Annotated in this window: 24 protein-coding genes and 1 riboswitch; of the genes, 10 read left to right on the top strand and 14 right to left on the bottom strand. The window is 65.8% G+C overall.

Annotated features, from left to right (window positions below; translation table 11 throughout):
- Window positions 1-12: 12 nt before the first annotated feature.
- Window positions 13-1,422 (bottom strand): aminopeptidase P N-terminal domain-containing protein, encoded by a 1,410-nt coding sequence (locus OKW26_RS31045; protein ID WP_429356134.1) that lies wholly within the window; start codon window positions 1,420-1,422, stop codon window positions 13-15.
- A gap of 211 nt (window positions 1,423-1,633) precedes the next feature.
- Here OKW26_RS31045 and OKW26_RS31040 point away from each other — a divergent pair, with 211 nt between their 5' ends.
- Window positions 1,634-2,248 (top strand): glutathione S-transferase C-terminal domain-containing protein, encoded by a 615-nt coding sequence (locus OKW26_RS31040; RefSeq protein WP_018421769.1) that lies wholly within the window; start codon window positions 1,634-1,636, stop codon window positions 2,246-2,248.
- Between the two features lie 82 nt (window positions 2,249-2,330).
- On the opposite strand, the gene lnt is transcribed toward OKW26_RS31040, so the two are convergent.
- The 7 genes from lnt to OKW26_RS31005 form a co-directional block, all read right to left on the bottom strand.
- A complete protein-coding gene (gene lnt, locus OKW26_RS31035; RefSeq protein WP_429356133.1) occupies window positions 2,331-4,088 on the bottom strand; it encodes an apolipoprotein N-acyltransferase in 1,758 nt (585 codons plus the stop codon).
- A 118-nt stretch (window positions 4,089-4,206) separates the two neighbouring features.
- Window positions 4,207-5,112 carry an HlyC/CorC family transporter gene (locus OKW26_RS31030; RefSeq protein WP_184058413.1) on the bottom strand — a complete coding sequence of 302 codons (906 nt, stop codon included), beginning with the start codon at window positions 5,110-5,112 and terminating at the stop codon, window positions 4,207-4,209.
- A 219-nt stretch (window positions 5,113-5,331) separates the two neighbouring features.
- Window positions 5,332-5,991, bottom strand: a complete 660-nt coding sequence (locus OKW26_RS31025) for a gamma-glutamylcyclotransferase (protein WP_090801802.1) — start codon at window positions 5,989-5,991, stop codon at window positions 5,332-5,334.
- 41 nt (window positions 5,992-6,032) lie between these two features.
- A complete protein-coding gene (gene ybeY / locus OKW26_RS31020) occupies window positions 6,033-6,494 on the bottom strand; it encodes an rRNA maturation RNase YbeY (protein ID WP_184022954.1) in 462 nt (153 codons plus the stop codon).
- An 84-nt stretch (window positions 6,495-6,578) separates the two neighbouring features.
- Window positions 6,579-7,661, bottom strand: a complete 1,083-nt coding sequence (locus OKW26_RS31015; protein ID WP_429356132.1) for a PhoH family protein — start codon at window positions 7,659-7,661, stop codon at window positions 6,579-6,581.
- 43 nt (window positions 7,662-7,704) lie between these two features.
- Entirely contained in the window at window positions 7,705-9,090 is a 1,386-nt protein-coding gene (gene miaB, locus OKW26_RS31010) for a tRNA (N6-isopentenyl adenosine(37)-C2)-methylthiotransferase MiaB (RefSeq protein ID WP_184058408.1), read from the bottom strand.
- 131 nt (window positions 9,091-9,221) lie between these two features.
- Entirely contained in the window at window positions 9,222-10,187 is a 966-nt protein-coding gene (locus tag OKW26_RS31005; protein ID WP_184058406.1) for a LysR family transcriptional regulator, read from the bottom strand.
- Between the two features lie 110 nt (window positions 10,188-10,297).
- Here OKW26_RS31005 and OKW26_RS31000 point away from each other — a divergent pair, with 110 nt between their 5' ends.
- From OKW26_RS31000 to ribB, 4 genes are all read left to right on the top strand, one after another.
- Window positions 10,298-10,705 (top strand): VOC family protein, encoded by a 408-nt coding sequence (locus OKW26_RS31000; protein ID WP_429357144.1) that lies wholly within the window; start codon window positions 10,298-10,300, stop codon window positions 10,703-10,705.
- Between the two features lie 26 nt (window positions 10,706-10,731).
- Entirely contained in the window at window positions 10,732-11,898 is a 1,167-nt protein-coding gene (locus tag OKW26_RS30995) for an MFS transporter (protein WP_429356131.1), read from the top strand.
- Window positions 11,899-12,028: 130 nt separating this feature from the next.
- A complete protein-coding gene (locus OKW26_RS30990) occupies window positions 12,029-12,733 on the top strand; it encodes a helix-turn-helix domain-containing protein (protein WP_429356130.1) in 705 nt (234 codons plus the stop codon).
- A 142-nt stretch (window positions 12,734-12,875) separates the two neighbouring features.
- Window positions 12,876-13,059: riboswitch (FMN riboswitch) on the top strand.
- A 147-nt stretch (window positions 13,060-13,206) separates the two neighbouring features.
- A complete protein-coding gene (gene ribB / locus OKW26_RS30985; protein WP_429356129.1) occupies window positions 13,207-13,926 on the top strand; it encodes a 3,4-dihydroxy-2-butanone-4-phosphate synthase in 720 nt (239 codons plus the stop codon).
- 94 nt (window positions 13,927-14,020) lie between these two features.
- Here ribB and OKW26_RS30980 read toward each other — a convergent pair whose 3' ends face one another.
- The 3 genes from OKW26_RS30980 to glpD form a co-directional block, all read right to left on the bottom strand.
- Complete coding sequence (locus OKW26_RS30980) at window positions 14,021-14,707, bottom strand: HAD family hydrolase (RefSeq protein WP_184058398.1); 687 nt, start codon at window positions 14,705-14,707, stop codon at window positions 14,021-14,023.
- 97 nt (window positions 14,708-14,804) lie between these two features.
- Window positions 14,805-16,304 carry a glycerol kinase GlpK gene (gene glpK / locus OKW26_RS30975; protein WP_429356128.1) on the bottom strand — a complete coding sequence of 500 codons (1,500 nt, stop codon included), beginning with the start codon at window positions 16,302-16,304 and terminating at the stop codon, window positions 14,805-14,807.
- Window positions 16,305-16,563: 259 nt separating this feature from the next.
- Complete coding sequence (glpD, locus tag OKW26_RS30970; protein ID WP_429356127.1) at window positions 16,564-18,093, bottom strand: glycerol-3-phosphate dehydrogenase; 1,530 nt, start codon at window positions 18,091-18,093, stop codon at window positions 16,564-16,566.
- 198 nt (window positions 18,094-18,291) lie between these two features.
- On the opposite strand from glpD, the gene OKW26_RS30965 reads away from it, so the two are divergent.
- Window positions 18,292-18,666 carry a hypothetical protein gene (locus OKW26_RS30965; protein ID WP_184050855.1) on the top strand — a complete coding sequence of 125 codons (375 nt, stop codon included), beginning with the start codon at window positions 18,292-18,294 and terminating at the stop codon, window positions 18,664-18,666.
- 28 nt (window positions 18,667-18,694) lie between these two features.
- Here OKW26_RS30965 and OKW26_RS30960 read toward each other — a convergent pair whose 3' ends face one another.
- From OKW26_RS30960 to OKW26_RS30950, 3 genes are all read right to left on the bottom strand, one after another.
- On the bottom strand, window positions 18,695-19,348 hold the full coding sequence (locus OKW26_RS30960; RefSeq protein ID WP_429356126.1) for a TetR/AcrR family transcriptional regulator: 654 nt from the start codon (window positions 19,346-19,348) through the stop codon (window positions 18,695-18,697).
- 195 nt (window positions 19,349-19,543) lie between these two features.
- On the bottom strand, window positions 19,544-19,741 hold the full coding sequence (locus OKW26_RS30955; RefSeq protein ID WP_167368606.1) for a hypothetical protein: 198 nt from the start codon (window positions 19,739-19,741) through the stop codon (window positions 19,544-19,546).
- A 306-nt stretch (window positions 19,742-20,047) separates the two neighbouring features.
- Window positions 20,048-20,827 (bottom strand): DeoR/GlpR family DNA-binding transcription regulator, encoded by a 780-nt coding sequence (locus tag OKW26_RS30950; RefSeq protein WP_184022964.1) that lies wholly within the window; start codon window positions 20,825-20,827, stop codon window positions 20,048-20,050.
- Window positions 20,828-21,146: 319 nt separating this feature from the next.
- On the opposite strand from OKW26_RS30950, the gene ggt reads away from it, so the two are divergent.
- The 4 genes from ggt to OKW26_RS30930 all read left to right on the top strand — a co-directional run bounded on the left by ggt (window position 21,147) and on the right by OKW26_RS30930 (window position 26,195).
- Window positions 21,147-22,787 (top strand): gamma-glutamyltransferase, encoded by a 1,641-nt coding sequence (gene ggt, locus OKW26_RS30945; protein WP_429356125.1) that lies wholly within the window; start codon window positions 21,147-21,149, stop codon window positions 22,785-22,787.
- Between the two features lie 174 nt (window positions 22,788-22,961).
- Entirely contained in the window at window positions 22,962-24,332 is a 1,371-nt protein-coding gene (locus tag OKW26_RS30940) for an MFS transporter (protein WP_429356124.1), read from the top strand.
- Between the two features lie 363 nt (window positions 24,333-24,695).
- A complete protein-coding gene (locus tag OKW26_RS30935; protein ID WP_026226031.1) occupies window positions 24,696-25,523 on the top strand; it encodes a ferritin-like domain-containing protein in 828 nt (275 codons plus the stop codon).
- Window positions 25,524-25,661: 138 nt separating this feature from the next.
- On the top strand, window positions 25,662-26,195 hold the full coding sequence (locus OKW26_RS30930; protein ID WP_090801778.1) for a hypothetical protein: 534 nt from the start codon (window positions 25,662-25,664) through the stop codon (window positions 26,193-26,195).
- Window positions 26,196-26,254: the final 59 nt, after the last annotated feature.

Raw genomic sequence — 26,254 nt, 5'->3', positions numbered from 1 at the left:
GGATCAGGTCCTCTATTGATGCGACGCTTGATGGAGGGCTCGTGCTTCCTGCATCAGCGCCTCGATCTCGTCGGCGGCGACCGGCACGTCGCGCGTGATCAGCTCGCAGCCGGCCGGCGTCACGATCGCGTCGTCCTCGATGCGGATGCCGATGTTCCAGTAGCGTTCGGGCACACCCTCGGCCGGGCGGACGTACAAGCCCGGCTCGATCGTCAGCGTCATCGACGCGCGCAGCGTGCGCCACGGCAGCACGCCCGCTTCGTCGCGCGGCGCGCCGCGCTCGCGGTAGTCGCCGCAGTCGTGCACGTCCATGCCGAGCCAGTGGCCGGTGCGGTGCATGTAGAACGGCACGTAGGCGCGCTCGGCGATCACGTCGTCGACCGAGGCGAACTTCGCGCGCGGCACGATGCCGGTGTCGAGCAGCCCCTGCGACAGCACGCGCAGCGCGGCCTGATGCGGATCGTCGAAGCTCGCACCGGCGCGCGTCGCGTCGACGGCGGCCTGCTGCGCTGCCAGCACGATGTCGTACAGCTCGCGCTGCGCCGGCGTGAAACGCCCGCTTGCCGGAAACGTGCGCGTGATGTCGGACGCGTAGCCGTCGAGTTCGCAGGCCGCGTCGATCAGGATCAGCTCGCCGTCGCGCGCGATCGCGTTGCCGGCCGGGTAGTGCAGCACGCACGCGTTCGCGCCAGCCGCGACGATCGACGTATAGGCCGGCGCCTGCGCGCCAAACTTGCGGAACGTGTAGAGCAGTTCGGCCTCGAGTTCGTACTCGCGGATACCGGGCCGGCACAGCGCCATAGCGCGACGATGCGCGGCCGCCGAAATCTGCCCTGCCCGGCGCATGATCGCGAGTTCGTGGTCGTCCTTGACGAGCCGCATCTCGTCGAGCAACGGCAGCAGGTCGCGCGCGACCGTGGGCGCAACGGTGCCGCCGCGGCTTTGCGCGCGCACCGCGTCGAGCCAGCCGCGTACCTGCTCGTCGAAATGCGCCGAGGTGCCGAACGCGTAGTGCAGCGCCGGCTTGTCGGCGATGATGCGCGGCAGCTGCGTGTCGAGTTCGCCGATCGGGAACGCGGCGTCGAGCCCGAATGCTTCGCGCGCGCCGTCGGGGCCGAAGCGGAAGCCTTCCCATGTCTCGCGCTCGACGCTTTTCTCGCGGCAGAACAGCATCGACGCGGGCGCGCCGGGCGCGGCGCTGGCATCGAGCACCAGCAGCGCTTCGGGCTCGGTGAAGCCGGTCAGATAATAGAAGTAGCTGTCGTGGCGGTACGGGTAGTCAGTGTCGCGGTTGCGCAGCGCTTCCGGCGCGGTCGGGACGATGGCGACGCCGCCGCCTGCCGCGCGCAGCGCGGCGAGAACGCGCTCGCGGCGCGTGCGGTAGACGTCGATGGCGATGGTGGGTTCGGTCGGCTGGTTCATCGTGCGATTGTAGCGCCGCGATTCTCCTGGCCCCATTCTCCGCGCAGGACATTGACTCGCTTTGTGCGGCTCCGGACGGCGCGGCGGCCGCCGTCATGTTGCAATCCGTCCACAGCGGCTCGGCGGGCGGTTCGCGAAGATGGCGCCAGCACGCTCGCGGAAGCCTTGGACCACTTATACTTTCGCCGGATTCAGAAAAAGGCAGAAGGTCATGATGAAACTCATCGGTTCGTTCGGCAGCCCGTTCGTGCGCAAAGCACGCATCGTGCTCGCCGATAAGAAGATCGACTACGAACTGGTGCCCGAGAACGTCTGGGCGCCGGATACCCGGATTCACACCTTCAATCCGCTCGGCAAGGTGCCGTGCCTCGTGATGGAAGACGGCGAGGCCGTGTTCGATTCGCGCGTGATCTGCGAGTACGTCGATACGCTGTCGCCGGTCGGCAAGCTGATTCCGCCGTCGGGGCGCGAGCGCGTCGCAGTGCGCTGCTGGGAAGCGCTCGCCGACGGCATGCTCGACGCGGCCGTGCTGATCCGTCTCGAAGGCACGCAGCGCGCGCCCGAGCAGCGCGTGGACGCGTGGCTCGCGCGGCAGCAGCGCAAGATCGACGAAGCGCTGATCGCGATGTCCCAAGGGCTCGGCAGCAAGCCGTGGTGCGCGAGCAACCACTACACGCTGGCCGACATCGCGGTGGGCTGCGCGCTCGGCTATCTGGACTTCCGTATGCCGGAACTGAACTGGCGCGAATCGCATCCGAACCTGGACAAGCACTTCCAGAAGCTGTCGCTGCGGCAGTCGTTCATCGATACGGTGCCGAAGGATTGATGAAGCTCGAACGAGCATGAAAAAAATGCGCCTGCATGTCAGGCGCATTTTTTTTGCGGGTGTCGTGCCTTTGGCGTCGGCGTTACCGCTTGCCGTTGCGTCGCCGCGCGAGCCCCGGTCCGAACGCGAAACCGAACGCGAGCAGCAGCGCCGACACCGCGAGCACCGTGTTGTTGCCGCTCGTCACGTAAGGCGTGTAGCCTGAGGTGCCTTGCACGCGCACGTCGAGCGAACCGACCGTGTAGGGCGTCAGGCGCCCGATCACGCGGCCGTTCGCGTCGATCGCGGCGGTGATGCCGGTGTTGGTTGCGCGCAGCATCGGCCGGCCGGTTTCGAGCGAGCGCATGCGCGCGATCTGCAGATGCTGGTCGAGCGCGATCGTGTCGCCGAACCACGCGAGATTGGTCGAGTTGATCAGCACGCCGGCGGGCGTCGCATTCTCGCGCAGCGTGCGCGCGATCTCCTCGCCGAAGATGTCCTCGTAGCAGATGTTCACCGCGACCGGCTGGTTATGCACCATGAACGGCTTTTGTACCGGCGGGCCGCGGAAGAAATCGCCGAGCGGAATGTTCATCAGGTTCACGAACCAGCGGAAGCCCCACGGCACGAATTCGCCGAACGGTACCAGATGGTGCTTGTCGTAGCGATAAATCTCATGCGAGCCGGGCGTGACGCCGAACAGGCTGTTGGTGTAGTCGACCACCCGGCCGTCCGGCGTGATCGTGCCGCCGATCGCGCCGAACAGCAGCGCGCTGCCGGTCGAATCCGTGAACTGGCGGATCGCGGCCGCGAAGTTCGGCGGAAGCTGCTGCGCGAGCACGGGGATCGCGGTTTCCGGCGTGACGATCAGATCGGCCGGCTTCGACGTGATCATCCGCTGATACTCGTCGACCGCCGCGCGCAAGCCGGCTTCCTCGAACTTCATCTCCTGCTTCACGTTGCCTTGCAACAGCCGCACCGACAGCGCCGCGTTGGCGGGCGTGGTCCACTGCACGAGCGGCAGCAGCAGGCCGATCACGAGCAGCGCGAGCGCGACGCCAGCAGGCACGACGATGGGGGCGATGCGCGTGCCGCGGCCCCGCGCGGCGCGACCGCCGGCGTCATCAGCGGCGCTGGCGTTCGGCTCGAGCGATTCATTCGCCCGCCCGGAGCGCCACGACGGCAGCAGTGCCAGCAACGCCTGCACGATCAACGCGGCCGTCAGCGCAACCATCCAACCGACGCCATATACGCCGACCACCGGCGCAAACCCCGCCAACGGGCCGTCGACCTGCGCATAACCGGTGGCGAGCCACGGAAAGCCGGTGAACACCGTGCCGCGCAGCCATTCGCCGATCGCCCACGCGCTCGCAAAGGCGAGCGCGCCGTGCCAGGTCGGCGAGAATGGCGCGCGCTCGTCGGCCGCGCCGTTGCGCGCATGGCCCGCGCAGAACGACCACACCCCCGCGGCGAGCGCCGGATAGACCGCGAGATACAGGCAGAACAGCACGAGCGCCGTGCCGGCGAGCGGTGCCGGCATGCCGCCGTAGAAGTGCATGCTCACATACAGCCACCAGACCCCGCTCACGAAGTTGCCGAAGCCGAACGCGCCGCCCGTCAGCGCGGCGCTTTTCCAGCCGGTGCTGCGCGTGAGCCACGCGAAGAAGAACACGAAGATCGCGAGTTGCAGCCAGCCGCCATGCGGCGTTGGCGCGAACGACAGCGTATTGGCCGCGCCCGCGGCCAGTGCGACGAGGTAGTGCCAGCGCGGCAGCGCGCGGCTGCGCGTGCCGTCTTCGGTGGGAGCGGGGGCGGGGGCGCTCACGCCGCGGTGCGAACGGGAAGTGATCGGGTCGGCCATTGTTGCGCGGTCGGCGTCGGTAGTTGAAAGGGCAACTCAGTAGGCAAACGAGTTGGCAAATGCGCCGGCAATGAAAGCGCGCGGGCGCTCAGGCCGTGCATCGGCCCGAGCCGCCGGCTCAGGTCTGCACGTGCTGTGACTCGCGCTCGCGCTGGCCCGCGAGCGGGTCGCGGCGCACCAGCAGCATGTGGATCTGGCGGGCGTCGCCGCGCAGGATCTCGAAGATCAGGTCGTCGAGGCGGACTGTCTCGCCCCGATGCGGCACCCGGCCGAAGTGATGCGTGACCAGCCCGCCGATCGTGTCGACCTCGTCGTCCGAATAATGCGTGCCGAAGGTGTCGTTGAACTGCTCGATCTCGGTCAGCGCGCGCACGCGGAAGCGTCCGTCCGGCGAAGCGATGATGTTGCCGCTCTCCTCGTCGAAATCGTATTCGTCCTCGATGTCGCCGACGATCTGCTCCAGTACGTCTTCGATCGTGATCAGGCCCGCGACGCCGCCGTACTCGTCGACGACCACCGCGAGGTGGTTGCGGTTCACGCGAAAGTCGTGCAGCAGCACGTTCAGCCGCTTCGACTCGGGGATGAACACGGCAGGGCGCAGCATGCCGCGCACGTCGAACTCTTCTTCGGCGTAGTAGCGCAGCAGATCTTTCGCGAGCAGCACGCCGATGATGTTGTCGCGATTGCCCTCGTAGACCGGATAGCGCGAATGCGCCTTGTCCAGCACGTAGGGGATGAATTCAGCGGGATTGTCCGCGATGTTGATCGCGTCCATTTGCGCGCGCGGCACCATGATGTCGCGTGCGCTCAGTTCCGACACCTGGAACACGCCTTCGATCATCGACAGCGAGTCGGCGTCGATCAGGTTGCGCTCGTGCGCGTCCTGCAGAATTTCCAGAAGTTCGGCGCGCGAGTCGGGCTCGGGCGAGATGAAGTCGGTCAGGCGCTCGAGCAGCGAGCGCTTTTCCTGCGGTTTGTCGAGTTGACGTCCGGTATGGCGTCGACTGGGATACGTGTCGTTCATGGTAGTGCGCCCGGCGAGACTGGGCGCGCTGTTGCAGAGCGTTAAGGATACACCAGGCGCATGGCGGAACCGTGTCCCGCCGGGCCCGGCGATGAGCGAAGCCAGGGTGAAACGGCCCCGCCGCGACGGCGGAGCGTGGAATCATCCTAACCGATTACGCGGGCAAAAGTGCTCGCCGGCAAAAAAGTCGCGGGTGGGGTTTTCGCCGAGATGCCGCGGTCACACGGCCGGCTTGCAGCGCGCGAGCAGCGCTTCGAGCGCGCGGTCCGGCATGCCGCTTTCGCGCAGCGCGTGCACGGTGCGGCTCACGTAATCGAAGGTCGTGCCGTAGCGGCCGCTCGCGCAGCCCAGCACGGTCTGGATGATGTCGTCGCGCAGCTTGCCGGTGTAGCTCGGCACGTCGCGGCGCATCACGAATGCGAGCGCGTCGACGCGCCGGCCGTCCGCGAGCACGCACGGCAGCCACGCGGGACGGTACGAGCCCATCGGCATTTCGCGGCGCCACAGTGCTTCGAGATGCGGCCTCGAGCCATCGGCCGCGAGCCGGAAGGCCATGCCGGTGCACGAGCCGCCGCGATCGAGCGCGAGCACGAGGCCGGGCTGCTCTGGCGTGCCGCGATTGACTCGCGACCACAGATAGAGGCCGCGGTGATAGCCGTGCACCTTCGAGCGCATCGCCTCGACGGTCGGCAGGCCCGGGTTCCAGATCAGCGAGCCATAGCCGAACAGCCACAGATCGCTTTGGCGGTCCCAGCCGCGCAACGTGGATTCGAGCGACGCGCGCAGTTCGTCGTCCGTCAGGAGCCGCGAGTCGCCGAGCACCGGCGGGTAGTCCGGACAGCGCACGGGGATATCGGCTTCGGGGGACGGAGTGCTCACGGTGGGTTCGGGCGGGCTGGCGTCGAGGAGGGGCGGAACGCCTATTGGTAAGGGTCCGGAAAGCCGAGCTTGCCGAGGATTTCGGTTTCGATCGCTTCCATTTCCTCGGCTTCTTCTTCGACCTCGTGGTCGTAGCCCTGTGCATGCAGCGTGCCGTGCACGAGCAGGTGCGCGTAATGCGCGGCGAGCGGCTTGCCCTGCTCGGCGGCTTCCTTCTCGACCACCGGGCAGCACAGAATCAGATCGCCCGTGACCGGATCATCTTCCGATTCGGCATAGGCGAAGGTCAGCACGTTGGTCGCGTAATCCTTGCCGCGATAGGTGCGATTCAGCGTGCGGCCTTCTTCGGCGTCGACGAACCGAACCGTCAGTTCGCCGTCCGCGAACAGTGCCGCCTTGATCCAGCCGGCCACCGTCGCGCGCGGCAGCAGCACCTTGTGTTCCGGCCAGGCTTTGGCGGCGGGGAATTGCAGGCTCAACGTCAGTTTCGGGGTGCGGCTCATGCGGTTTCTATGCGTGGCATTCCTGGCTCAGTCTTTTTTTTTGCGGCGAGGCGACGCGGGCCTCGCGCTGCTAAGCGCATCGCTTTAGCGCGGATCGACCGCGGCCGGCGACTTCTGCGCATGCGCATCGTACGCCTCCACAATTCGCGCGACCAGCGGATGCCGCACCACGTCCGCGCTCGTGAAACGCGTGAGCGCGATGCCGCGCACGTTCGCGAGCACCTGTTGCGCTTCGATCAGCCCGCTCTTCTGGCCGCGCGGCAGATCGACCTGGGTCGTGTCACCGGTGACGACCGCCTTCGAGCCGAAGCCGATTCGCGTGAGGAACATCTTCATCTGCTCGGGCGTGGTGTTCTGCGCCTCGTCGAGGATGATGAACGCGTGATTCAGCGTGCGGCCGCGCATGTATGCGAGCGGCGCGATTTCGATCATCTGCCGCTCGAACATCTTCGCGGTTTTGTCGAAGCCGAGCAGGTCGTACAGCGCGTCGTAGAGCGGGCGCAGATACGGATCGACTTTCTGCGCGAGATCGCCCGGCAAAAAGCCGAGCCGCTCGCCCGCCTCGACGGCCGGGCGCGTCAGCACGATGCGTTTGACCTGGTCGCGCTCGAGCGCGTCGACCGCGCAGGCCACCGCGAGATAGGTCTTGCCGGTGCCGGCGGGGCCGACGCCGAACGTGACGTCGTGCGACACGATCTGCTTCAGGTACTCGCGCTGCGCCGGCGTGCGGCCGCGCAGATCCGCGCGTCGCGTGTACAGCTTCGGGCCGTATTCCTCGAAGTCGTCCTCGCTCGCAGTGGCGTCGGCGGGCTGGTCGAAAGGGTGGTCGGGATTGCCGGCGAAGTGCGCGTCGACGGTGTCGCCATTGCCATTGCCGTTGCCATTCGAACGATGACGCACCGGATGACGCACTTCGACGAGCGCGAGCTGGATGTCGTCGACCGACAAAGGCTCGCGCGCGTTGTTGTAGAAGTTTTCGAGCGCGGTGAGCGCGAGCTTCGCGCCGCGCCCGCGGATCGCGATGCGGTGGCCGCGGCGCTGCAGGGTCACGTCGAGCGCCTGCTCGATCTGCCGCAGATTTTCGTCGAGCGGTCCGCAGAGGTTGGCGAGCCGCGCATTATCTTCGCGCGGTGCGGTGAATTCCAGAGGCTGCTGAGTGGTCTTCAAGGCGGTGAGTCGATCCTGTCGGTTGCGGTACTCAGAATGTCGTTCAATGCGTCGTCGCGGCGCTGTCGTCGTGAACCATCACGAGTTCACCACGCAGCGAGTGCGGATACGCGTGCACGATCTTCACGTCGACCATCTGACCGATCAGCCGTGCATGCGACGCGACCGGCGCCGGGAAATTGACGACGCGGTTGTTCCCGGTGCGGCCCGCGAGCTCGTTCGGGTCCTTGCGCGCCGGGCGCTCGACCAGAATGCGTTCGACCTTGCCGACCATCGCGTGGCTGATGCGCTGCACGTTCTCTTCGATCGTGGCCTGCAGATGTTGCAGGCGCTTGAGCTTCACCTCGCGCGGCGTGTCGTCGTGCAGGTTCGCGGCCGGCGTACCGGGACGCGGGCTGTAGATGAACGAGAAGCTCGTGTCGTACTTCATCTCTTCGACGAGCGCCATCATCTTCGCGAAGTCTTCCTCGGTCTCGCCGGGGAAGCCGACGATCATGTCCGTCGACAGCGACAGGTCGGGGCGGATCGCGCGCAGCTTGCGGATCACCGACTTGTACTCGAGCACGGTGTAGCCGCGCTTCATCGCCATCAGGATGCGGTCGGAGCCGTGCTGCACAGGCAGATGCAGGTGGCTGACGAGCTTCGGCACCTTCGCGTAGGTGTCGATCAGGCGCTGTGTGAACTCCTTCGGATGCGACGTCGTGTAGCGGATCCGTTCGATGCCGGGGAGGTCCGCGACGTATTCGATCAGCGTCGCGAAGTCGGCGATCTCGGTCGAACCCACGGTCAGCGCGCCGCCGAATTTTCCACGATAAGCGTTCACGTTCTGGCCCAGCAGCGTGACTTCGCGCACGCCCTGGTCGGCGAGGCCGGCGATTTCGGTCAGCACGTCGTCGAGCGGACGCGACACTTCCTCGCCGCGCGTGTACGGCACGACGCAGTAGCTGCAGTACTTGCTGCAGCCTTCCATGATCGACACGAACGCGCTCGGACCTTCGACGCGCGCCGGCGGCAGGTGATCGAACTTCTCGATTTCGGGAAATGAAATATCGACCTGCGCGCGGCCGCTCGCGCGGCGCTCGTCGATCATCTGCGGCAGGCGGTGCAGCGTTTGCGGACCGAACACGATATCGACGTACGGCGCGCGCGCGACGATCGATGCGCCTTCCTGACTCGCGACGCAGCCACCCACGCCAATGATCAGATTCGGATTCGCGTCCTTCAGCTCGCGTACGCGGCCGAGGTCGGAGAAGACTTTTTCCTGCGCTTTTTCGCGCACCGAGCAGGTGTTGAACAGGATCACGTCGGCGTCTTCCGGCGTGTCGGTCTTGACGAGTCCTTCAGCGGCACCGAGCACGTCGACCATCTTGTCGGAGTCGTACTCGTTCATCTGGCAGCCAAAGGTCTTTACATAAACTTTCTTGGTCATCGAATTTCGCCGGTCGCAGTGGTTAACCTGGGGGCGTCGTAAAAGGTGAAGGAGGCCGCGGCGCGGGGCAGCGCGGCGCGTGATGGCCGGCTTGCGCGTGTCTTTGCAGCGTAACTGCATATTATAGCCCTTCACGCAACGGGGGTTTCGGCGCTCATTGGCCGGTCCGGCGGCAGTCCCAGCAGGCTTTCCAGTTCATCCGACACCTGCGCGAAGCGCTCGGCGAGGAAATCGAGCAGCACGCGCACGCGCGGCGCCATGAAGCGATTGCGGTGATACAGCGCGTGCAGCGGGGCATCGGGGTAGCGCCATTCCGGCAGCAGGATCTTCAGGCGACCGGCGCGCAGGTCCGCTTCCACGTCCCACATCGATTTGATCGCGATGCCGTAGCCGCGCAGCGCCCATTCGCGCGCGACCGCGCCGTCGTTGGTTTCGCGCGCCGCTTCGAACGGCACGCTGTAGTGCTGCACCTCGTCACCGCGCGTGAAGCGCCATTCGCTGGCCGGCCCCGATGCGGTGCCGAGCACGATGCAGTCGAAATTGGCGAGGTCGAGCGGGTCCTTCGGCTCGCCGCGACGCCCGACGTATTCCGGTGATGCGCACAGCACCCGCCGGTTCGGCGCGAGCCGGCGCGCGACCAGCGAGCTGTCCTGCGGCACGCCGAAGCGGATCGCCAGATCGATGTCCTCCTGCACGAGATTGGCCAGCGCATCCGACAGCGTCAACGCGAACGTCACGTCCGGGTACAGCGCGTTGAATTCGTCGAGCCAGTGCATCAGCAGGTTGCGGCCGAAGTCCGAGGTCGCCGACACCCGCACCTTGCCGCGCACGACGCCCTGGCCCGCTTGCAGCGCGGCTTCGGCGTCGTCTAGCGATTGCAGCGCCTGGCGGCAGCAGTTCAGGTAGAGGCGGCCTTCGTCGGTGAGCCGTAGCTGCCGCGTGGTGCGCTCGAACAGGCGCGCTTTGAGCCTCGCTTCCAGTTTCGCGAGCCGCGCGCTCGCCGCGGCGGGTGTCAGGCCCATCTTGCGGCCCGCCGCCGACAGGCTGCCTTGCTGCGCCGCTTCGACGAAGAGGCGGATGTCGCCGAGGTTATCCATCGCTGGCTTTCAAGCGGAATTTGAAAATGCTTCAAATGCTACGCCAATTATCAAATTGGCGTCACGCCGCGACAATGCAGCCGTCGAAACCTCCGCTGCTGTCCTTCGTCATGCAACTCGGTCACGCGACCATCGTCACCGCCGACCTCGATTCCGCCCGACGTTTCTTCGTCGACATCGTCGGGCTCACCGAAGGCGCGCGCCCGCCGTTTTCCGTCGACGGCTACTGGCTGTACGCAAGCGGCCGCCCGGTAGTGCATCTGATCGCCGCGCCGGCTTCCGGCGCGGCGGGCCGCGTCATGCCGCGCATCGATCACATCGCCTGTCGGCTCGATAGCGCCGGCGAATGGCAAGCGTTGCTCGAGCGGCTCGGCGCGCACGACATCGGCTATCAGACCGCGCAGGTGCCGGCGAGCGCCGTGCAACAGGAGCAGCGGCAGCTGTTCGTCGCGCTCGCGCCGGGCGTCGTCATCGAATTCGTGACGGCGGCGCGCCAGGCCCTTCAACCCAAACCCTGATCCCACCTCATTCCCGGAGCGGAAAAATGCCCATGCCATTACTCGCGCTCGCGATTAGCGCCTTCGCCATCGGTACCACCGAATTCGTCATCATGGGCCTGTTGCCCGAAGTGGCGCGCGATCTGGCCGTGTCGATCCCGTCCGCGGGCCTGCTCGTCAGCGGCTATGCGCTAGGCGTCGCGGTCGGCGCGCCACTGCTCGCGGTAGTCACGAGCAGGATGTCGCGCAAGTTCGCGCTGCAGCTGCTGATGGGCGTGTTCATCGTCGGCAATGTGTTGTGCGCGGTGGCGCCGGGCTATTCGGTGCTGATGATCGCGCGCGTCGTGACCTCGTTCGCGCACGGCTCGTTCTTCGGCATCGGCGCGGTGGTCGCGGCCTCGCTCGTGCCGGCCGAAAAGCGCGCGAGCGCGATCGCGCTGATGTTCACGGGCCTCACGCTCGCGAACGTGCTCGGCGTGCCGTTCGGCACCTTCATCGGCCAGCAGTTCGGCTGGCGCGCGGCGTTCTGGATCGTCAGCGGCTTCGGCGTGCTGTCGCTCGCGGGCATCAGCGCGCTGGTGCCGAACCGCCACGACACCGGCCCCGCCGGCCTCGCCCGCGAAGTGCGCGTGCTGAAGGACCCACAAGTGTGGACCGCCCTCGCGATGACGGTGCTCGGCTTCGGGGGCGTGTTCGTCGTGTTCACCTATATCGCGCCGATCCTCGAGCAGGTGAGCGGTTTTTCGCCGCGCGGCGTGACGCTGATCCTCGTGCTGTTCGGCGTGGGCCTGACGATCGGCAACACGGTTGGCGGCAAGCTTGCGGACCGCGCGCTGATGCCGTCGCTGATGGGCATTCTCGCCGCGCTCGCGGTCGTGATGGCGATCTTCGCGCGCACCAGCCATTCGCAAGCGGCTGCCGCGATCACGGTGTTCGTGTGGGGCATCGCGGCGTTCGCGACGGTGCCCCCGTTGCAGATGCGCGTGGTCGAGAAGGCGGCCGCCGCGCCGAATCTCGCGTCGACGCTGAACATCGGCGCGTTCAACGTCGGCAATGCGGCGGGTGCGTGGCTCGGCGGTCTCGTGATCAATCACGGTCACGCGCTCGATACCTTGCCGTGGGTCGCGGCCGCGGTCAGCGTCGCCGCGCTGCTGCTGACGTGGTTCGCGGCGCGCATGGATGCGCCGGCGCGCGCGCTCGCGCAAAGCGCGTGAATCGTCAGTTGCTTGCCTCCGCCATGCTGATAACAGTGTGAAGATAACTTCGTTGGGCGCGGCCAAAGCCGATGCTATCTTGCTTCCACTTACTGCTCTTGCCCCGCCTGGCGGCGCTCTGGAGGCCAATATGCATTCCCCGCTCGCGCTGGTCCGCGATCCCTCTGCCGATGCCGACACCGACGCGGCGCCGCGCTCCGCCGAACCCTTCGCGCTCGAACAGCTGGTCGGCGTGAATCTGGCGCGGCTGCGCGCCGAACGGCAGCTTTCGCTCGATGCGCTGGCGCGCGCGTCAGGCGTGTCGCGCGCCATGCTCGCGCAGATCGAATCGGCGCGCAGCGTGCCGTCGATCAAGGTGCTGTGCAAGGTGGCGGCGGCGCTGAAGGTGTCGGTGGCGGCGTTCCTGCGGCGTCACGCGACCAACGGCTTCGAGCATCTGCCGGCCGAGCGCTCGGCTCGCGTGGTCAGCGCGAACGGTCGCTACTCGGTGCGGCCGCTCTATCCCGACGACGAGTCGATCGCCGCCGAGTTTCACGAACTGCGGATCGCCCCGCTGCATACCGAAGCGGGCGTGCGCCGCGCGCCTGGCACGACGGTGAATCTGGTGGTCAGCGACGGTACGCTCGAAGTCAGCGTGCACGACCAGCGTCAACTGCTCGCGACCGGCGACGCGATCGTGTTCGACGCCGACCAGCCGCACAGCCTGCGCAATCCCGGCGACACCGAGGCGCGCGCGTTTCGCGTGACGCTGCGGGCTGAGACGCCGCCGCGCTGGGAAGTGCCGGCCGCGGGCGCCGCACGCGACGAAGCCGCACGCAAAGGTGTGCCGGGTTGAGAATCGACGGCGTCGAGGTTCAAGCGCGGGTCAGGGCGTCGATGCAGGGCAGGTCCAATGCAATGAGTAGGGTCTTTGTTCGTCGCGCTGCAGCGCTCGCGCGACTGTTGTATGCTTCGCCCGCCGGTCGAACCGGCAATCAGTGCGTCTTCAGGGCGGGGTGAAATTCCCCACCGGCGGTGGGCCGGCAGCGCGACAGCGTGAGCCGGCAAGCCCGCGAGCGCCCGCATCGCTTAGCCTTCGGCATAGCGCAGACAGGAGCGGGGTCAGCAGATCTGGTCAGAAGCCAGAGCCGACGGTCATAGTCCGGATGGAAGAAGATGTGCAGATAGTCATGTGCGTTCCGCGACGCCGCCTGTAGCCGGGTGGCGTATCAGCGTCCGCTTCCGCGCGGCGCCTGGGCGGCGCGTGTCAGTCTGTTTGCAATGCCCTGAAACGTTTCTCGCCCAACTTTTGCGATGAGCGTTTCAACCATGTCCTTTGCTACTTTTCCTGCTCCGTCGACGATTGCAGACGATGCCTTCGCCGATCTCCCGCTGCTTGCCACCGAAGCCGTTCCGCCGCGTATCGCCGCCGCCTTGCAGGCGCTGCGCGAGGGCCGTGCCGTGGTGCTGCAGGACGACCACGACCGCGAGAACGAAGCCGATCTGATCGTCGCGGCCGAGCGCCTGTCGGTCGAAACGATGGCGCTGCTGATCCGGGAATGCAGCGGCATCGTCTGCCTGTGCCTGCCCGACGACAAGATCCGCGCGCTCGAACTGCCGCCGATGGCCGTCAACAACGAAAGCCGTCACGGCACCGCGTTCACGGTGTCGATCGAAGCGCGCGAAGGCGTCAGCACCGGCGTGTCCGCGCAGGATCGCGTGACCACGATCCGCGCCGCGATCGCCGATACGGCCAAACCCGCCGACATCGTGCGCCCCGGCCACGTGTTCCCGCTGCGCGCGATGCCGGGCGGCGTGCTGGCGCGGCGCGGCCACACCGAAGGCACCGTCGATCTGGCGATTCTCGCGGGCCTGAAGCCGGCCGGCGTGCTGTGCGAACTGATGAACGCCGACGGCACGATGACGCGCGGCGCGGACGTCGAGCGCTTCGCCGCGCAACATGATCTGCCGATGCTGACGATCGCCGAGCTGGTCGAGTTTCGCGAGTCGCTCGCGCAGGTGCGCGAGGGCGCGATTGCCGAGGCTTGACGGGCCGTCCATCGAGCGGCACGCGACGCCATGACGCAAAAAGCCGGTTCTTCTTCCGAAGAACCGGCTTTTTTATCGGCGTTGCGCAAAACCGCTACGACTGCACGTCGCCGAATTCGCCGCGCACGCCCGCCTCGATGAGCGCCGGCAGTTCATCCATATGCTTGATGATTCGCGTGATACCCATCGCGCGCAGCGCATCCGCGTAGCCGTCCGGAATATGGCTCGCGCCGACGAACGCGATCGTCTTCATGCCGGCCGCGCGCGCCGCGTTCAAACCCGCGACGCTGTCCTCGACGACGAGGCAACGCGCCGGCACGACGCCAAGCGTCGTGGCCGCGAACAGATAGACGTCCGGATACGGCTTCGGCCGCGCGACCTGCTCGGCGCTGAACACGCGCTCGCCGAAAATCTGCTGCAGACCCGCGCGCCGTACCGATGCGGCGACGCGCGACATACGGCTGTTCGACACGACCGCAGCCGGCAGCGTCACGCGCTGCAGCGCGTCGCGCACGCCGTGGATCGGACCGAGCGACGCGGCGAGCGCGAGCTCGACATGGTGCTCGATCGTGTCGAGGAAGTTCACAGGCAGCGTGATGTCGAACCGCGTTTCGAGGCCGGCGAGAAAGCGCGAGGTTTGCTGGCCGAACGCGGTTTTGACGACGGGGGCGAAATCGATGCCGGGGAAGGTGGCCGTCAGCGTGTCGAACATCACGCGATCGGCGATGACTTCACTGTCGACGAGCACGCCGTCGCAGTCACAGATGAGGTGGTCGATCATGCCTGAAAAACGGTAAGCGCAAAGCGCGCGGGCGGCGGGTTGCGGGCCCGCGCGCCGGGATGAAAAGCGTCATCATACGTACTTTCGGACCGCGGCCTTACGGCGTATCGGCCCAGGCCTTCGCCGCGCGGATCGCGCGCTGCCAGCCATCGAGGCAGGTCCTGACCTCCGCAGGCGGTAGTGCCGGCGTGAAGCGGTGCTCGAGCTTCCACTGGCTTTTCAACTCGTCGATGTCCTTCCAGTAGCCCACCGCAAGACCGGCCAGATAGGCGGCGCCGAGTGCGGTGGTCTCGGACACCTGGGGGCGCACCGTGTCGACGCCGAGGATGTCGGCCTGGAACTGCATCAGCAGATTGTTCGCGCAGGCGCCGCCGTCCACGCGCAACTCGCCGATGCGAATGCCCGAGTCGGCTTCCATCGCCTTCAGCACATCGAGCGATTGATAGGCGATCGAATCGAGCGCCGCGCGCGCGAGATGCGCGGAGGTCGTGCCGCGCGTGACGCCGAACAGCGTGCCGCGCGCATGCGCGTTCCAGTGCGGCGCGCCGAGGCCGGCGAACGCGGGCACGAGATACACGCCGTCGCAATGCGGCACGCCGCGCGCGAGCGTTTCGATTTCCGCCGCGTTCCTGATGATGCCGAGGCCGTCGCGCAGCCACTGCACCACGGCGCCGCCGATGAAGATGCTGCCTTCGAGCGCGTAGTCGATACGCTCGCCGATCTGCCAGGCGATCGTCGTGACGAGATTGTTGTTCGATTCGATCGGTTTGGCGCCCGTGTTCATCACGAGGAAGCAGCCGGTGCCGTAGGTGTTCTTGACCATGCCGGACTCGGTGCACATCTGGCCGAACAGCGCGGCGTGCTGATCGCCGGCGATGCCCGCGAGTGGAATCTTCGACGCGAACACGGTGGTCACCGTCGGCCCGTACACCTCCGACGACGGCCGTACTTGCGGCAGCATGCTGCGCGGAATGTCGAGCGCGGCGAGCAGTTCGTCGTCCCACTTCAGGGTGTGGATGTTGAACAGCATCGTGCGCGACGCGTTGGTCACGTCGGTGACGTGCAGCGCGCCCTTCGTGAAATTCCACATCAGCCAGCTGTCGACGGTGCCGAACGCGAGCCGGCCCTGACGCGCTTTTTCGCGCGCGCCTTCGACGTTGTCGAGAATCCAGCGGATTTTGGTCGCCGAGAAATACGAGTCGATCGGCAAGCCGGTCTTCGCGCGCACGCTCGCTTCGAGACCCTGCGCTTTCAGGTCGTCGCAGAAGTCGGCGGTGCGGCGGTCCTGCCAGACGATCGCGTTGTAGATCGGGTGGCCGGTTTCGCGATCCCACACGATCGTGGTTTCGCGCTGGTTCGTGATGCCGATCGCCGCGATCGACGTGCCGTTCATGCCGGCTCGCGTGACCGCCTCGGCGGCGACGCCGGCCTGCGTCGACCAGATTTCCTGCGGATCGTGCTCGACCCAGCCCGGGTGCGGGTAGATCTGCTGGAATTCCTTTTGTGCGGTCGACACGACGCTGCCGCGCCGGTCGAACAGCATCGCGCGCGAGCTGGTGGTGCCTTGGTCAAGCGCGAGAACGTACTGATCCAGCATTGTCTCTTCTCCATGCATGTTACGGATCGCCGGTTTGCTGGCCGGCGATGCGAGCGGCGTGTTGTTGTGAGCGGGCCGCCATAGTGTGAGGGCGCGTGCCGGTGTCGTCCAGCCGAAGCTGCGGTGGGGCCGGGCGGGGACGCGCGCATGGTGTGCGCCGTTTCTACGGGCTCGCGCCGTTTGCTTCACCCGGCATTGGCGCCGCGTTGTGTTTGCCGCCGCTTTTGTCGGGGCATGCCAGTTTGCCCGGCCGGGCCGCCTACGCGCTCTGCCGGGCCGGTTCGCGCGCGAACCACGCGTCGATATCGCGCGTAACCTCATCGAGCGTGCCCGGCTCGACGTGCAGGCCGAGCTTCGAGCGCCGCCACAGCACGTCCTGCGCGGTGCGCGCCCATTCGGTATCGCGCAGATAAACCAGCTCGGCTTCGTGCAGTCCCGGCGCGAACTCGGGACCGAGCTCGGCGCGCGAGCGCGCGAGGCCGATCACGCGATTCGCGCGCGTGCCATACGCGCGCGCGAGCCGATGCGCGAGCGACGCCGGCAGCCATGCGTGCTCGCGCGAGAACTCACCGAGGAAGCGATTGAAGTTCGCCTGTGCGATGTCGCCGCCCGGCAGCGGCGCGTCGACGGTCCACGCGGACCCGCCGTGGCGCAGCGCGTCGGTGAGCGTATCGACGGCCTGCTCGGCGAGCTTGCGAAACGTCGTGATCTTGCCGCCGAACACCGACAGCAGCGGCGCCTGTTCCGCGGGCGCGTCGAGTTCGAGCGAGTAGTCGCGCGTGACCGCCGACGGATTGTCCGCGTTCTCGTCCTCCAGCAGCGGGCGCACGCCCGAATAGCTCCAGCGCACGTCGGCCGGCGAGATCTTCTGCCTGAAGTAGCGGTTGATCGAATCGCACAGATATTGCGTTTCGTTGGCGTCGATCGCGACTTGCGACGGGTCGCCGCGATATTCGAGGTCGGTGGTGCCGATCAGCGTGTAGTCGTGCTCGTAGGGAATCGCGAAGATGATCCGCTTATCGGCGTTCTGGAAGATGTACGCGTGGTCGTGCTCGAATAGGCGCCGCGTGACGATGTGGCTGCCCTTGACGAGCCGCACGCTATGCGCCGATGGCCGGCCGAGCGCGCCCTTCAGCAGCTCGCCGACCCACGGGCCCGCCGCGTTCGCGATCGCGGCGGCGCGCACGTCGAGCGTCGTGCCGTCCGCGCGTTGCAGTTGCGCGCGCCACTCGCCGCCGGCGCGCTCTGCGTTGACCAGCTTCGTGCGCGTGAGGATCGTCGCGCCGCGCTCGTGCGCGTCGAGCGCGTTCAGGACGACGAGGCGCGCGTCGTTGACCCAGCCGTCCGAATAAACGAAGCCGCGCTTGATCGTTTCGACGAGCGGCGCGCCGGCCGGATGCCGGCTCATCACGATGCCGCGCGAGCCCGGCAGCAGCTCACGTTTGGCCAGATGGTCGTACAGGAACAGACCCGCGCGAATCAGCCAGGCGGGGCGCAGATCCGGCATATGCGGCATCACGAAGCGCAGCGGCCAGATGATGTGCGGCGCCGCGCGCAGCAGCGTCTCGCGCTCCTGCAGCGCCTTGCGCACGAGCCCGAACTCGCGGTACTCGAGGTAGCGCAGGCCGCCGTGGATCAGCTTGGTACTTGCCGACGAGGTGTGCGCGGCCAGATCGTCCTGCTCGCACAGCAGCACCGTCAGGCCGCGGCCGGCCGCGTCGCGGGCGATGCCGGCGCCGTTGATCCCGCCACCGACGACGAGCAAATCGTATTTCGTGCCTTGCGTCACCTGGTGAGCCTCTGCATCGAATCTGGGAGTAAGTTGGAAAGCTGATTGAACGAATCATGTTCGTTTTCGAACTTTAATGAACATATTCGAAAAAGTAAAGTTCGCTTCGACCCGAGCGAGCCTGGGTCGAATGGCACGGAGTGGCGCAACGCGCGACCGCGGACGATACTCTCGGTAGCAGCCATTTCGAGGTGATGTATGCGTGGACTTTTGATGATCGGCGCGGCGGCGCTGCTGGCGGGATGCGTGAGTACGCCGAGTCTGGAAGGGACGAGGGGCGCAACGTCGTTCGAGGCGTTACAGAAGATGTGCTCGCCGCAAACCGTCGACTACGGCAGCGACGCGCAGAACGTCTATGAGACGTTCTTCGATGCCTATGTGGCGAACCGGCGCGGCCGGCTGTCGAACGACGACTTCTGCGCGTTCCAGGCATCGATCGCGCAGCGCCATGCGAGCGAGGCGACGAGCAGCGATCCGAAGGTGCGCAACCAGTGGGTCGAGTTCTTCAACGAGCAGCGCGCAAGGGCGATCAGCTGGCGTGCGAGTGCCGATCCGACCTTGCGTAACGGGTAAGCAGCAACGGGTTGACCGGCGAGCCGGTTCACTTTTGCGGCGCCAACGCTCCGCGCCACAGCATGCGCAAAAGCTGCGCGAACACGGCTTCACGTGATGGCTGCCGCGCTCCGTCGCCGGCGGAATCCGCCTGTTGCGCGGCCGACGGCGGTAGCTGGTTCGCGAGCGCAAGCATCGTGAAGCCATGCAGGCTCGTCCAGTACGCATAGCCGATCAGGCGCGGATCGCCTTCGAGAATACCCGCCTCGACGAGCCGCTCGAAGTGCGCTTCCAGCAGACGCCACGCGCGCTGCGACGCCGCGGCCAGTTCAGGGTAAGCGCCTCGCTGTTGCGGCGTCTGATCGAACATCAAACGGTAGGCGTGCGGTTCATCGAGCGCGAAGTCGACGTAGGCCCGGCCGACGGCGCTGTGATCGATGGCGGGGGCGTTCGCGGGAATGCCGCGCGCGGCCGCTTCGAGGCGCGCGGCGAAGCGGTTGAACGCGGCGGCGCGAACCATCGCCAGAATTTCTTCCTTGTCGCGGAAATAGCGATACGGTGTCATCGCGCTGCAGCCGAGCTCCTTCGCCAGCTCGCGCATCGTCACGCCTTGCGCGCCGCGGGTCGCAAATGCGTTTTCGGCGACGCGTCGCATGGCTTCGCGAAACTGCTGGATGTCGTCGGCGGAGAGCGTCTTGGGCATGCGCGAGGGCGGGGAAGTCCGTCGCGTGAATTTACTGTGTAAATGAGATGCGCACAACAAAGGGCCGCGAAGGCGGCCCGCTGTCAGGGGAGTTGAACGATACGAGACCGGTAGTCTCGAGCGAAGCGCGCGGCGCATCCGCCAGGGCGGCGCGGATACGCCGCCAACGGCTCTCGAATCGAACGACAGGGAATCTCAGGAAAAACGTTTGATGGCCCGCAATGCGGTGTCGCCGGTTTCGGTCACGCGCCATTCTTCGTTGCCCGATGCGAGGCGTTCGAGTTGCACCAGTTGGCGTTCGAGCAACGCATCGAGTTCTTCTCGGTCCATTTCGACCTGGTTGGGGGCGTCCTTGACGAGTAACAACGTGGCGAATTCATGCGGACTCAGCATCGTTCTCTCCATGTCAGCAAATTGCGGACAGCCTTGCAGTCGACCGACAGGCCGGGGCGGGGTCCGCTAAGGATCAGGGCGGGAGGTACGGCTTACACGACAGATTCACAAACCGACGCCGTGCGAAACTCGCAACGCACGTTGGGGAACTGGAGTGTAGGCGAGCACCGATGAAACGCCAACCTGGTCCCCGTAAATTTTCCATTTGACAATTGGTCGCGCGATAGGCGGTCCGGCCCCGCAGCCAGATTCTTGATTTCACGCGAGGTTTTGCGTGCACCGCAGCATGGCGGAGATCGCCTGGAATTATCCGGCGATATAGATTTGACAATTCGCGGCGTTCAGCGCCTCGGCCATGTCGGCGGCCGGCGCGGCGTCGGTGAACAATGCGTCGATCTGCTCCAGATGTCCCTGGCGAACTAGCGCCGGGCGGCCAAACTTGGAGTGATCGGCGGCGAGGAACACGGTGCGTGCGTGCTCGATGATCGCCTCGGCGACACGCACTTCGCGCGTGTCGAAATCGCGCAGCGTACCGTCCGTTTCGATGCTCGACGTGCCGATGATCGCGAAATCGACTTTGAACTGCCGGATGAAATCGATCGCCAGTTCACCGACGATGCCCTTATCCCACGGCCGCACGATGCCCCCCGTCACCAGCACTTCGCAATCCGGGTAGCCGCTCATCATGCTTGCGACGTTCAGATTGTTCGTGATCACGCGCAGTCCACGGTGGCGGTTCAGCGCGCGTGCCACTTCCTCGGTGGTCGTGCCGAGATTGATGAAGAGCGATGCCTGATCGGGAATGTGAGTGGCGACTAGCGCCGCGATGCGTCTTTTCTCTTCATGAAACATGCGCTGGCGCGCGGTGTAGGAGACGTTCTCGGAACTGGTCGGCAGACTGGCGCCGCCGTGATAGCGGCGCAGCAGATTCATATCGGCGAGCCAGTTGACGTCGCGGCGGATCGTCTGCGGGGTGACGTCGAAGTGGCTCGCGAGGTCGTCCACGGTCACGAAGCCGTCGCGTTGCACCCACTCCAGCAATTCCTGTTGCCGGGCGTTGAGAGTCAGGCGGGGGTCTCGTGTCATGTGTCTTGGGTGGTGGCTGTCGTGTCGGCGTGGTCCGTCGCGATCATCGAGCGGCTGGCAGAAAGCCCGCCGTCGACGAACGCGATTGCGGCTATTGTAAAACCATCGCGCCCCTTGTCCGCCAACTGGCCGCGAACGCTCCGGACCTGCCCGAACCTTCATTCAGGTGCAATACGCATTTATTCATTTGATAAATGAATTTGTTTTTTGGTGCGCTTCGCGATGCAATCCTGCGTTCCGCGATTTACCTGCCTTACAACCTTTCCCATGATGTCCGGCGACTTTTTCGTGCCGGCCCGCGCTTTCGAGAGTGTTCGACATGACTGGCTTCAGCAACTGGCAAAACCCTTATCCGACCCAACGTCTGCCCGTATTCGCACGCAATATCGTTTCGACCTCGCATCCGCTCGCGGCGCAGGCTGGGCTGCGCATGTTGTGGAAGGGCGGCAACGCCGTCGACGCGGCCATCGCGGCCGCCGCAGCGATCACAGTGGTCGAGCCGGTGTCGTGCGGCCTCGGCGGCGACGCGTTCGCGCTCGTGTGGGACGGCAAGAAGCTGCATGGTCTGAACGCGTCGGGCGTGTCGCCGGCTGCGTGGAACGTCGATTACTTCAAGCGCAAATACGGCGAGGAAAACGGCTTCGCGAAACAGCCGAAGCGTGGCTGGGACGCCGTCACGGTGCCGGGCGTGATCGCCGGTTGGGAAGCGCTGCACCAGAAGTTCGGCAAGCTGCCGTTCGCCGACCTGATGGAGCCGGCCATCGAGATCGCCGAGCGCGGTCACGCGGTGGCGAGCATCGTCGCGTACAAATGGGCGGCCGCGGTGCCGGAACTGAAGGATCAGCCGGGCTTCGCGCAGACCTTCATGCCGCGCGGCCGCGCGCCTGAGGTCAGCGAGCTGGTGCGCTTGCCCGGTCACGCGAAGACGCTGCGCCTGATCGCCGAGCAGGGCCCGCGCGCGTACTACGAAGGCGAGATCGCCGAGCGGATCGCCGCGTTCGCACGCGAAGGCGGCGCCGCGCTGAGCGCCGACGATCTGCGCAACTACCGCGCGGACTGGGTCGAGCCGATCGGCAAGGACTATCGCGGCTACACCGTGCATGAGATTCCGCCGAACGGCCAGGGCATCGCGGCGCTGGTTGCGCTCGGCATCCTCGAGAAGTTCGACGTGAAGTCGCTGAAGGTCGACAGCGTCGAGTCGCAGCATCTGCAGATCGAAGCGATGAAGCTCGCGTTTGCCGACCTGTATCGCTATGTGGCCGATCCGCGGTCGATGGAAGTCACACCCGAGCAGATGCTCGACGACGCGTACCTGAGCTCGCGCGCGAAGCTGATCGATCCGAAGCGGGCGACGCACTTCGACTTCGGCATGCCGAAGGCGGGCGGCACGATCTACATGTCGGCCGCGGACGAGAGCGGCATGATGGTCAGTTTCATCCAGTCGAACTACATGGGCTTCGGCTCGGGTGTGGTGGTGCCGGACAGCGGCATCGCGCTGCAGAACCGCGGCTGCGGCTTCTCGATGGATCCGAAGTCGCCGAACGTCGTCGAGGGCGGCAAGCGGCCGTTCCACACGATCATCCCGGCGTTCCTCACGCAGCAGGTGAACGGTCAGCAGGAAGCGGTGATGAGCTTCGGCGTGATGGGCGGCGACATGCAGCCGCAAGGCCATCTGCAAACGGTGGTGCGCATGCTCGATTACGCTCAGCAGCCGCAGGCCGCGTGCGACGCGCCGCGCTGGAAGGTCAACCGCGACTTCACGGTCGATATCGAGTCGACGCTCGATCCGAAGACCACCGAGGGCCTGCAGAAGCTCGGCCACACGATCAAGTCGGTCGACGATCCGTACATGGACTTCGGCTCCGGCCAGTTCATCTGGAAACTCGATCGCAACGAGCCGGAGCGCGGCTACGTGGCGGCCAGCGACAGCCGCCGCGACGGTCTCGCCGCCGGCTTCTAGGCCACGACGAGGCAACGCCCGGGGCCGAGGTTCGCAGCGGGACTCAGGTCCGACACCCGGGTAACACGTAACGAACGCGCGGCATGGCGTATGCCGCGCTATTGCGCGCCCGCCAGCCGCCTCGCTGACCCAGGCGGTGGCGCACCTACCACAGCTATCATGCAGCAGACCATCATGAATACCCCCGCGTCGCACTCGACGACCGCTTCCCCCCACGCCGCGCCGCTTTCGAAAGCGATGGTGCGGCGGATCGTTTTCTCGTCGTCGATCGGTAACGCGCTCGAGTGGTTCGACTTCCTGGTCTACGGCTACTTCGCGACGATCATCGCGAAACAGTTCTTCCCGATGCAGGACGAGTGGCTGTCGACGCTGCTCGCGATCGCCACTTTCGGCCTCTCGTTCCTGATGCGCCCGCTCGGCGCGATCGTGCTCGGCGTGTACGGCGACCGCAAGGGCCGCAAGGCGGCGCTCACGCTCGCGATCGCGCTGATGATGGTCGGTACTTTCACGATGGCCGTGATGCCGCCGTTTTCGACGATCGGTCTCGCGGCGCCGCTGCTGGTGCTGCTGGCGCGGCTCGTGCAGGGCTTCGCGGTCGGCGGCGAGTTCGGCAGCGCGACCGCGTTCATGGTCGAGCACAGCGCGACTCGGCGCGGCTACTACGCGAGCTGGCAGTTCGCGAGCCAGGGTCTCGCGGCGATCACCGCGGCGGCCTTCGGTTCGCTGCTGACCGCGTGGCTGCCGGCCGAGCATCTGAACAACTGGGGCTGGCGTGTGCCGTTCGTGTTCGGTCTGCTGGTCGGGCCGGTCGGCTACTACATCCGCTCGCATCTCGACGAGACGCCCGAATTCCTCGCATTGCGTGAAGAACGCGCGGCTCGCGAGGCGGCTGGCGAGCACAAGGTCGTCAGCGGAACGAAGGACGCGTCGTTCTCGAATCAGTGGGTCAACCTGCTGCTCGCGATCGGCATGGTTGCGCAGTCGACGGTCGGCGTGTACGTGCTGCAGCTCTACATGCCGCTTTACGCGGTCAAGCAGCTGCATATGGCGGCGGCTGCGTCGTTCGGCGTCGTCGTGCTGAACGGCGGCATGCAGTTCATCTTCTCGCCGATCATGGGCGCGCTGTCCGATCGCATCGGCCGAATTCGCATCATGCTGAGCACGTCGATCCTGATGGGCCTGCTGATCTATCCGATGTTCGCATGGCTGCAGACACATCCGACGATTGGCTGGCTGCTCGTGCTGCAAGGCGTCGCCGGTATTTTCAAGGCCTCGTACTCGGGGCCGATGCCCGCGCTGATGTCGGAGATCTTCCCGACCCAGGTGCGCTCGACTGGCCTTTCAATCGGTTACAGCATCGGTGTGACGATCTTCGGCGGCTTCGCGCCGACCATCGTCGAAACCTTCATTCATTTGACCGGCGACAAACTCGCGCCAAGTTATTACGTCCTGCTTGCGGCGGTGCTTTCGGGCGTATCGCTGATCATCGTCGCGCTGCGCATGCGTCGCGTGCGTCCCATCCCGGGCGACGTCCAACCTGCCTGAGGAAGAGGGGGCCCGCCCAAGGGGGGCCTCCCAAGGGGCCCGCGTAGGGCGCCCGCCCGTGCCCCAACCCCGCCGGGTCTGATGTCTGTCCGAAAAGCCAGCCTTTTGGGCTGGCTTTTTATGCCTTGCGCACATCGTTTTAACACGTTGGAAGATTTCGACTATCTTGAAATCGGAACTGCGTCGATGCGGCATGGTCTGTGCTGTGTGATCTGCATGGTCGGATATCTCCGGCTAAGATGCAGAGTACAAGGGCCCAACTCTAATTCACGGCGTTGTATCCGACACGCAGAAACATCACGGCGAGCGCGGTGGCAGTTGCGAAGAACTCCACGGGTCGGTACAGCATGGGAGCAAGACACGATGCACACAGAGCTGAACCATGTCATGCCCTGGCGGATCGAAGACATCGATCTGACGCGCATTGACCGTCAGAAGGCCGCGGCCAACGAGGACCTGCTGCTGTTGCTGTGCGCGGCTTCGTTCATCGAAAGCGGCACCGATCTCTACACCAGCAATCTGAGTACGTTTTTCAACGACGACCCCGAGGTCTCGGCCTGGCTCAACCACGAGTGGGAGCCCGAGGAAATGCAGCACGGCCGGGCGCTGAAGACCTATATCGCGTATGTATGGCCCGAGTTCGACTGGGACACCGCGTTCCGCAATTTCATGGGCGAGTATTCGCTCACGTGCTCGGTCGAGGATTTCGAAAAGACCCGCGCGCTGGAGATGGTCGCGCGTTGCGTAGTCGAAACGGGTACCGCGACGCTGTACCGCGCGATCAACGAGTGCTCGGACGAAGCGGTCCTCAAGCAGATCACCGACAACATCCGCACCGACGAAGTCCGTCACTACAAGCACTTTTTCAGGTACTTCAAGAAGTACAACCGGATCGAGGGCAACGGTCGGCTCGCGGTGCTGGGCGCGTTGATGCGTCGCGTGATGGAAATCAAGAACGAAGATTCGGAGATCGCGTTGCGGCACGTGTTCGCGATTCGCTATCCGGAGCGCGTGCACGACTCCGCGTATAACCGCGAGCGCGCGGCGCGCATCAACAAGCTGGTGCGCCGCAATCTGTCCGCCGACATGTGCGTGAAGATGCTGCTCAAGCCGCTCGATCTGCCGGCGCGCATTCAGCCGGGCGTGCATTATCCGCTCGCGAAGATCACGCAGCACGTATTCTTTCGCTGAGCTATCGATCATTGCGCGAGGCATCGGCTGAATGCAGCTGCAACGACCTGACGAAGCGAACCGCAGCCCGCTCATGCGGGCTTTGGTTTTTCCGAGGCATGATGGAGCTTTACCGACTACTTCGACTGGATCGATGGCATGAGCGCTTCCTCCTCCGCATCTACGTCCGCGCGTCCGCTCGAACAGATCGTGTTCGACGAATGGCCGGCCAACGTGCGCGCGTTGTTCGACGGTTCGTCGCTTGCGGACAAGCTGGGCTTCACCGCGTCGCTACTGAGCGTCGATGCGAACGGCCACGTGCGCACATCTCTGCTGAGCGTCGGCGAACTCTATGCGCCCGACTCGCGCACGCTGTGCATCGCGCTATGGCCGCAGGCGCGCGCGACGCGCGCGATCGCGCAAAGCGGGCGCGCGGCGCTGAGCTTCGTCTGCGATGCGGCGTTCTATCAGGTGCAGTTGCGTGTCGCGCCGCTGCCCGGTGTTGCTGGCGACGACAGCGGCCTCGTCTATCTGCTCGGCTCGATCGACACAGCGGAAGCGCAAAGCGTCCGTTATGCGCGCCTCACGGGCGGCATCACGTTCGAATTGCAAGGAGAGGGGAGTGTGGTGCTCGAGCGATGGGAACGGCAGGTCGAGCATTTGAAGCAGGCTGCCGCCGCGAGCAGCCGTTAGTCTTCGAGCAGGGAAGCGCTAACGGCTGATGCGCGGGCAGCCTTCAGGCCGCGCGACGC

Origin of the sequence: Paraburkholderia sp. 32 (assembly GCF_050435345.1) — a bacterium.
Taxonomy (GTDB): domain Bacteria; phylum Pseudomonadota; class Gammaproteobacteria; order Burkholderiales; family Burkholderiaceae; genus Paraburkholderia; species Paraburkholderia tuberum.
This window is presented reverse-complemented; position numbering and strand designations above follow the sequence as displayed.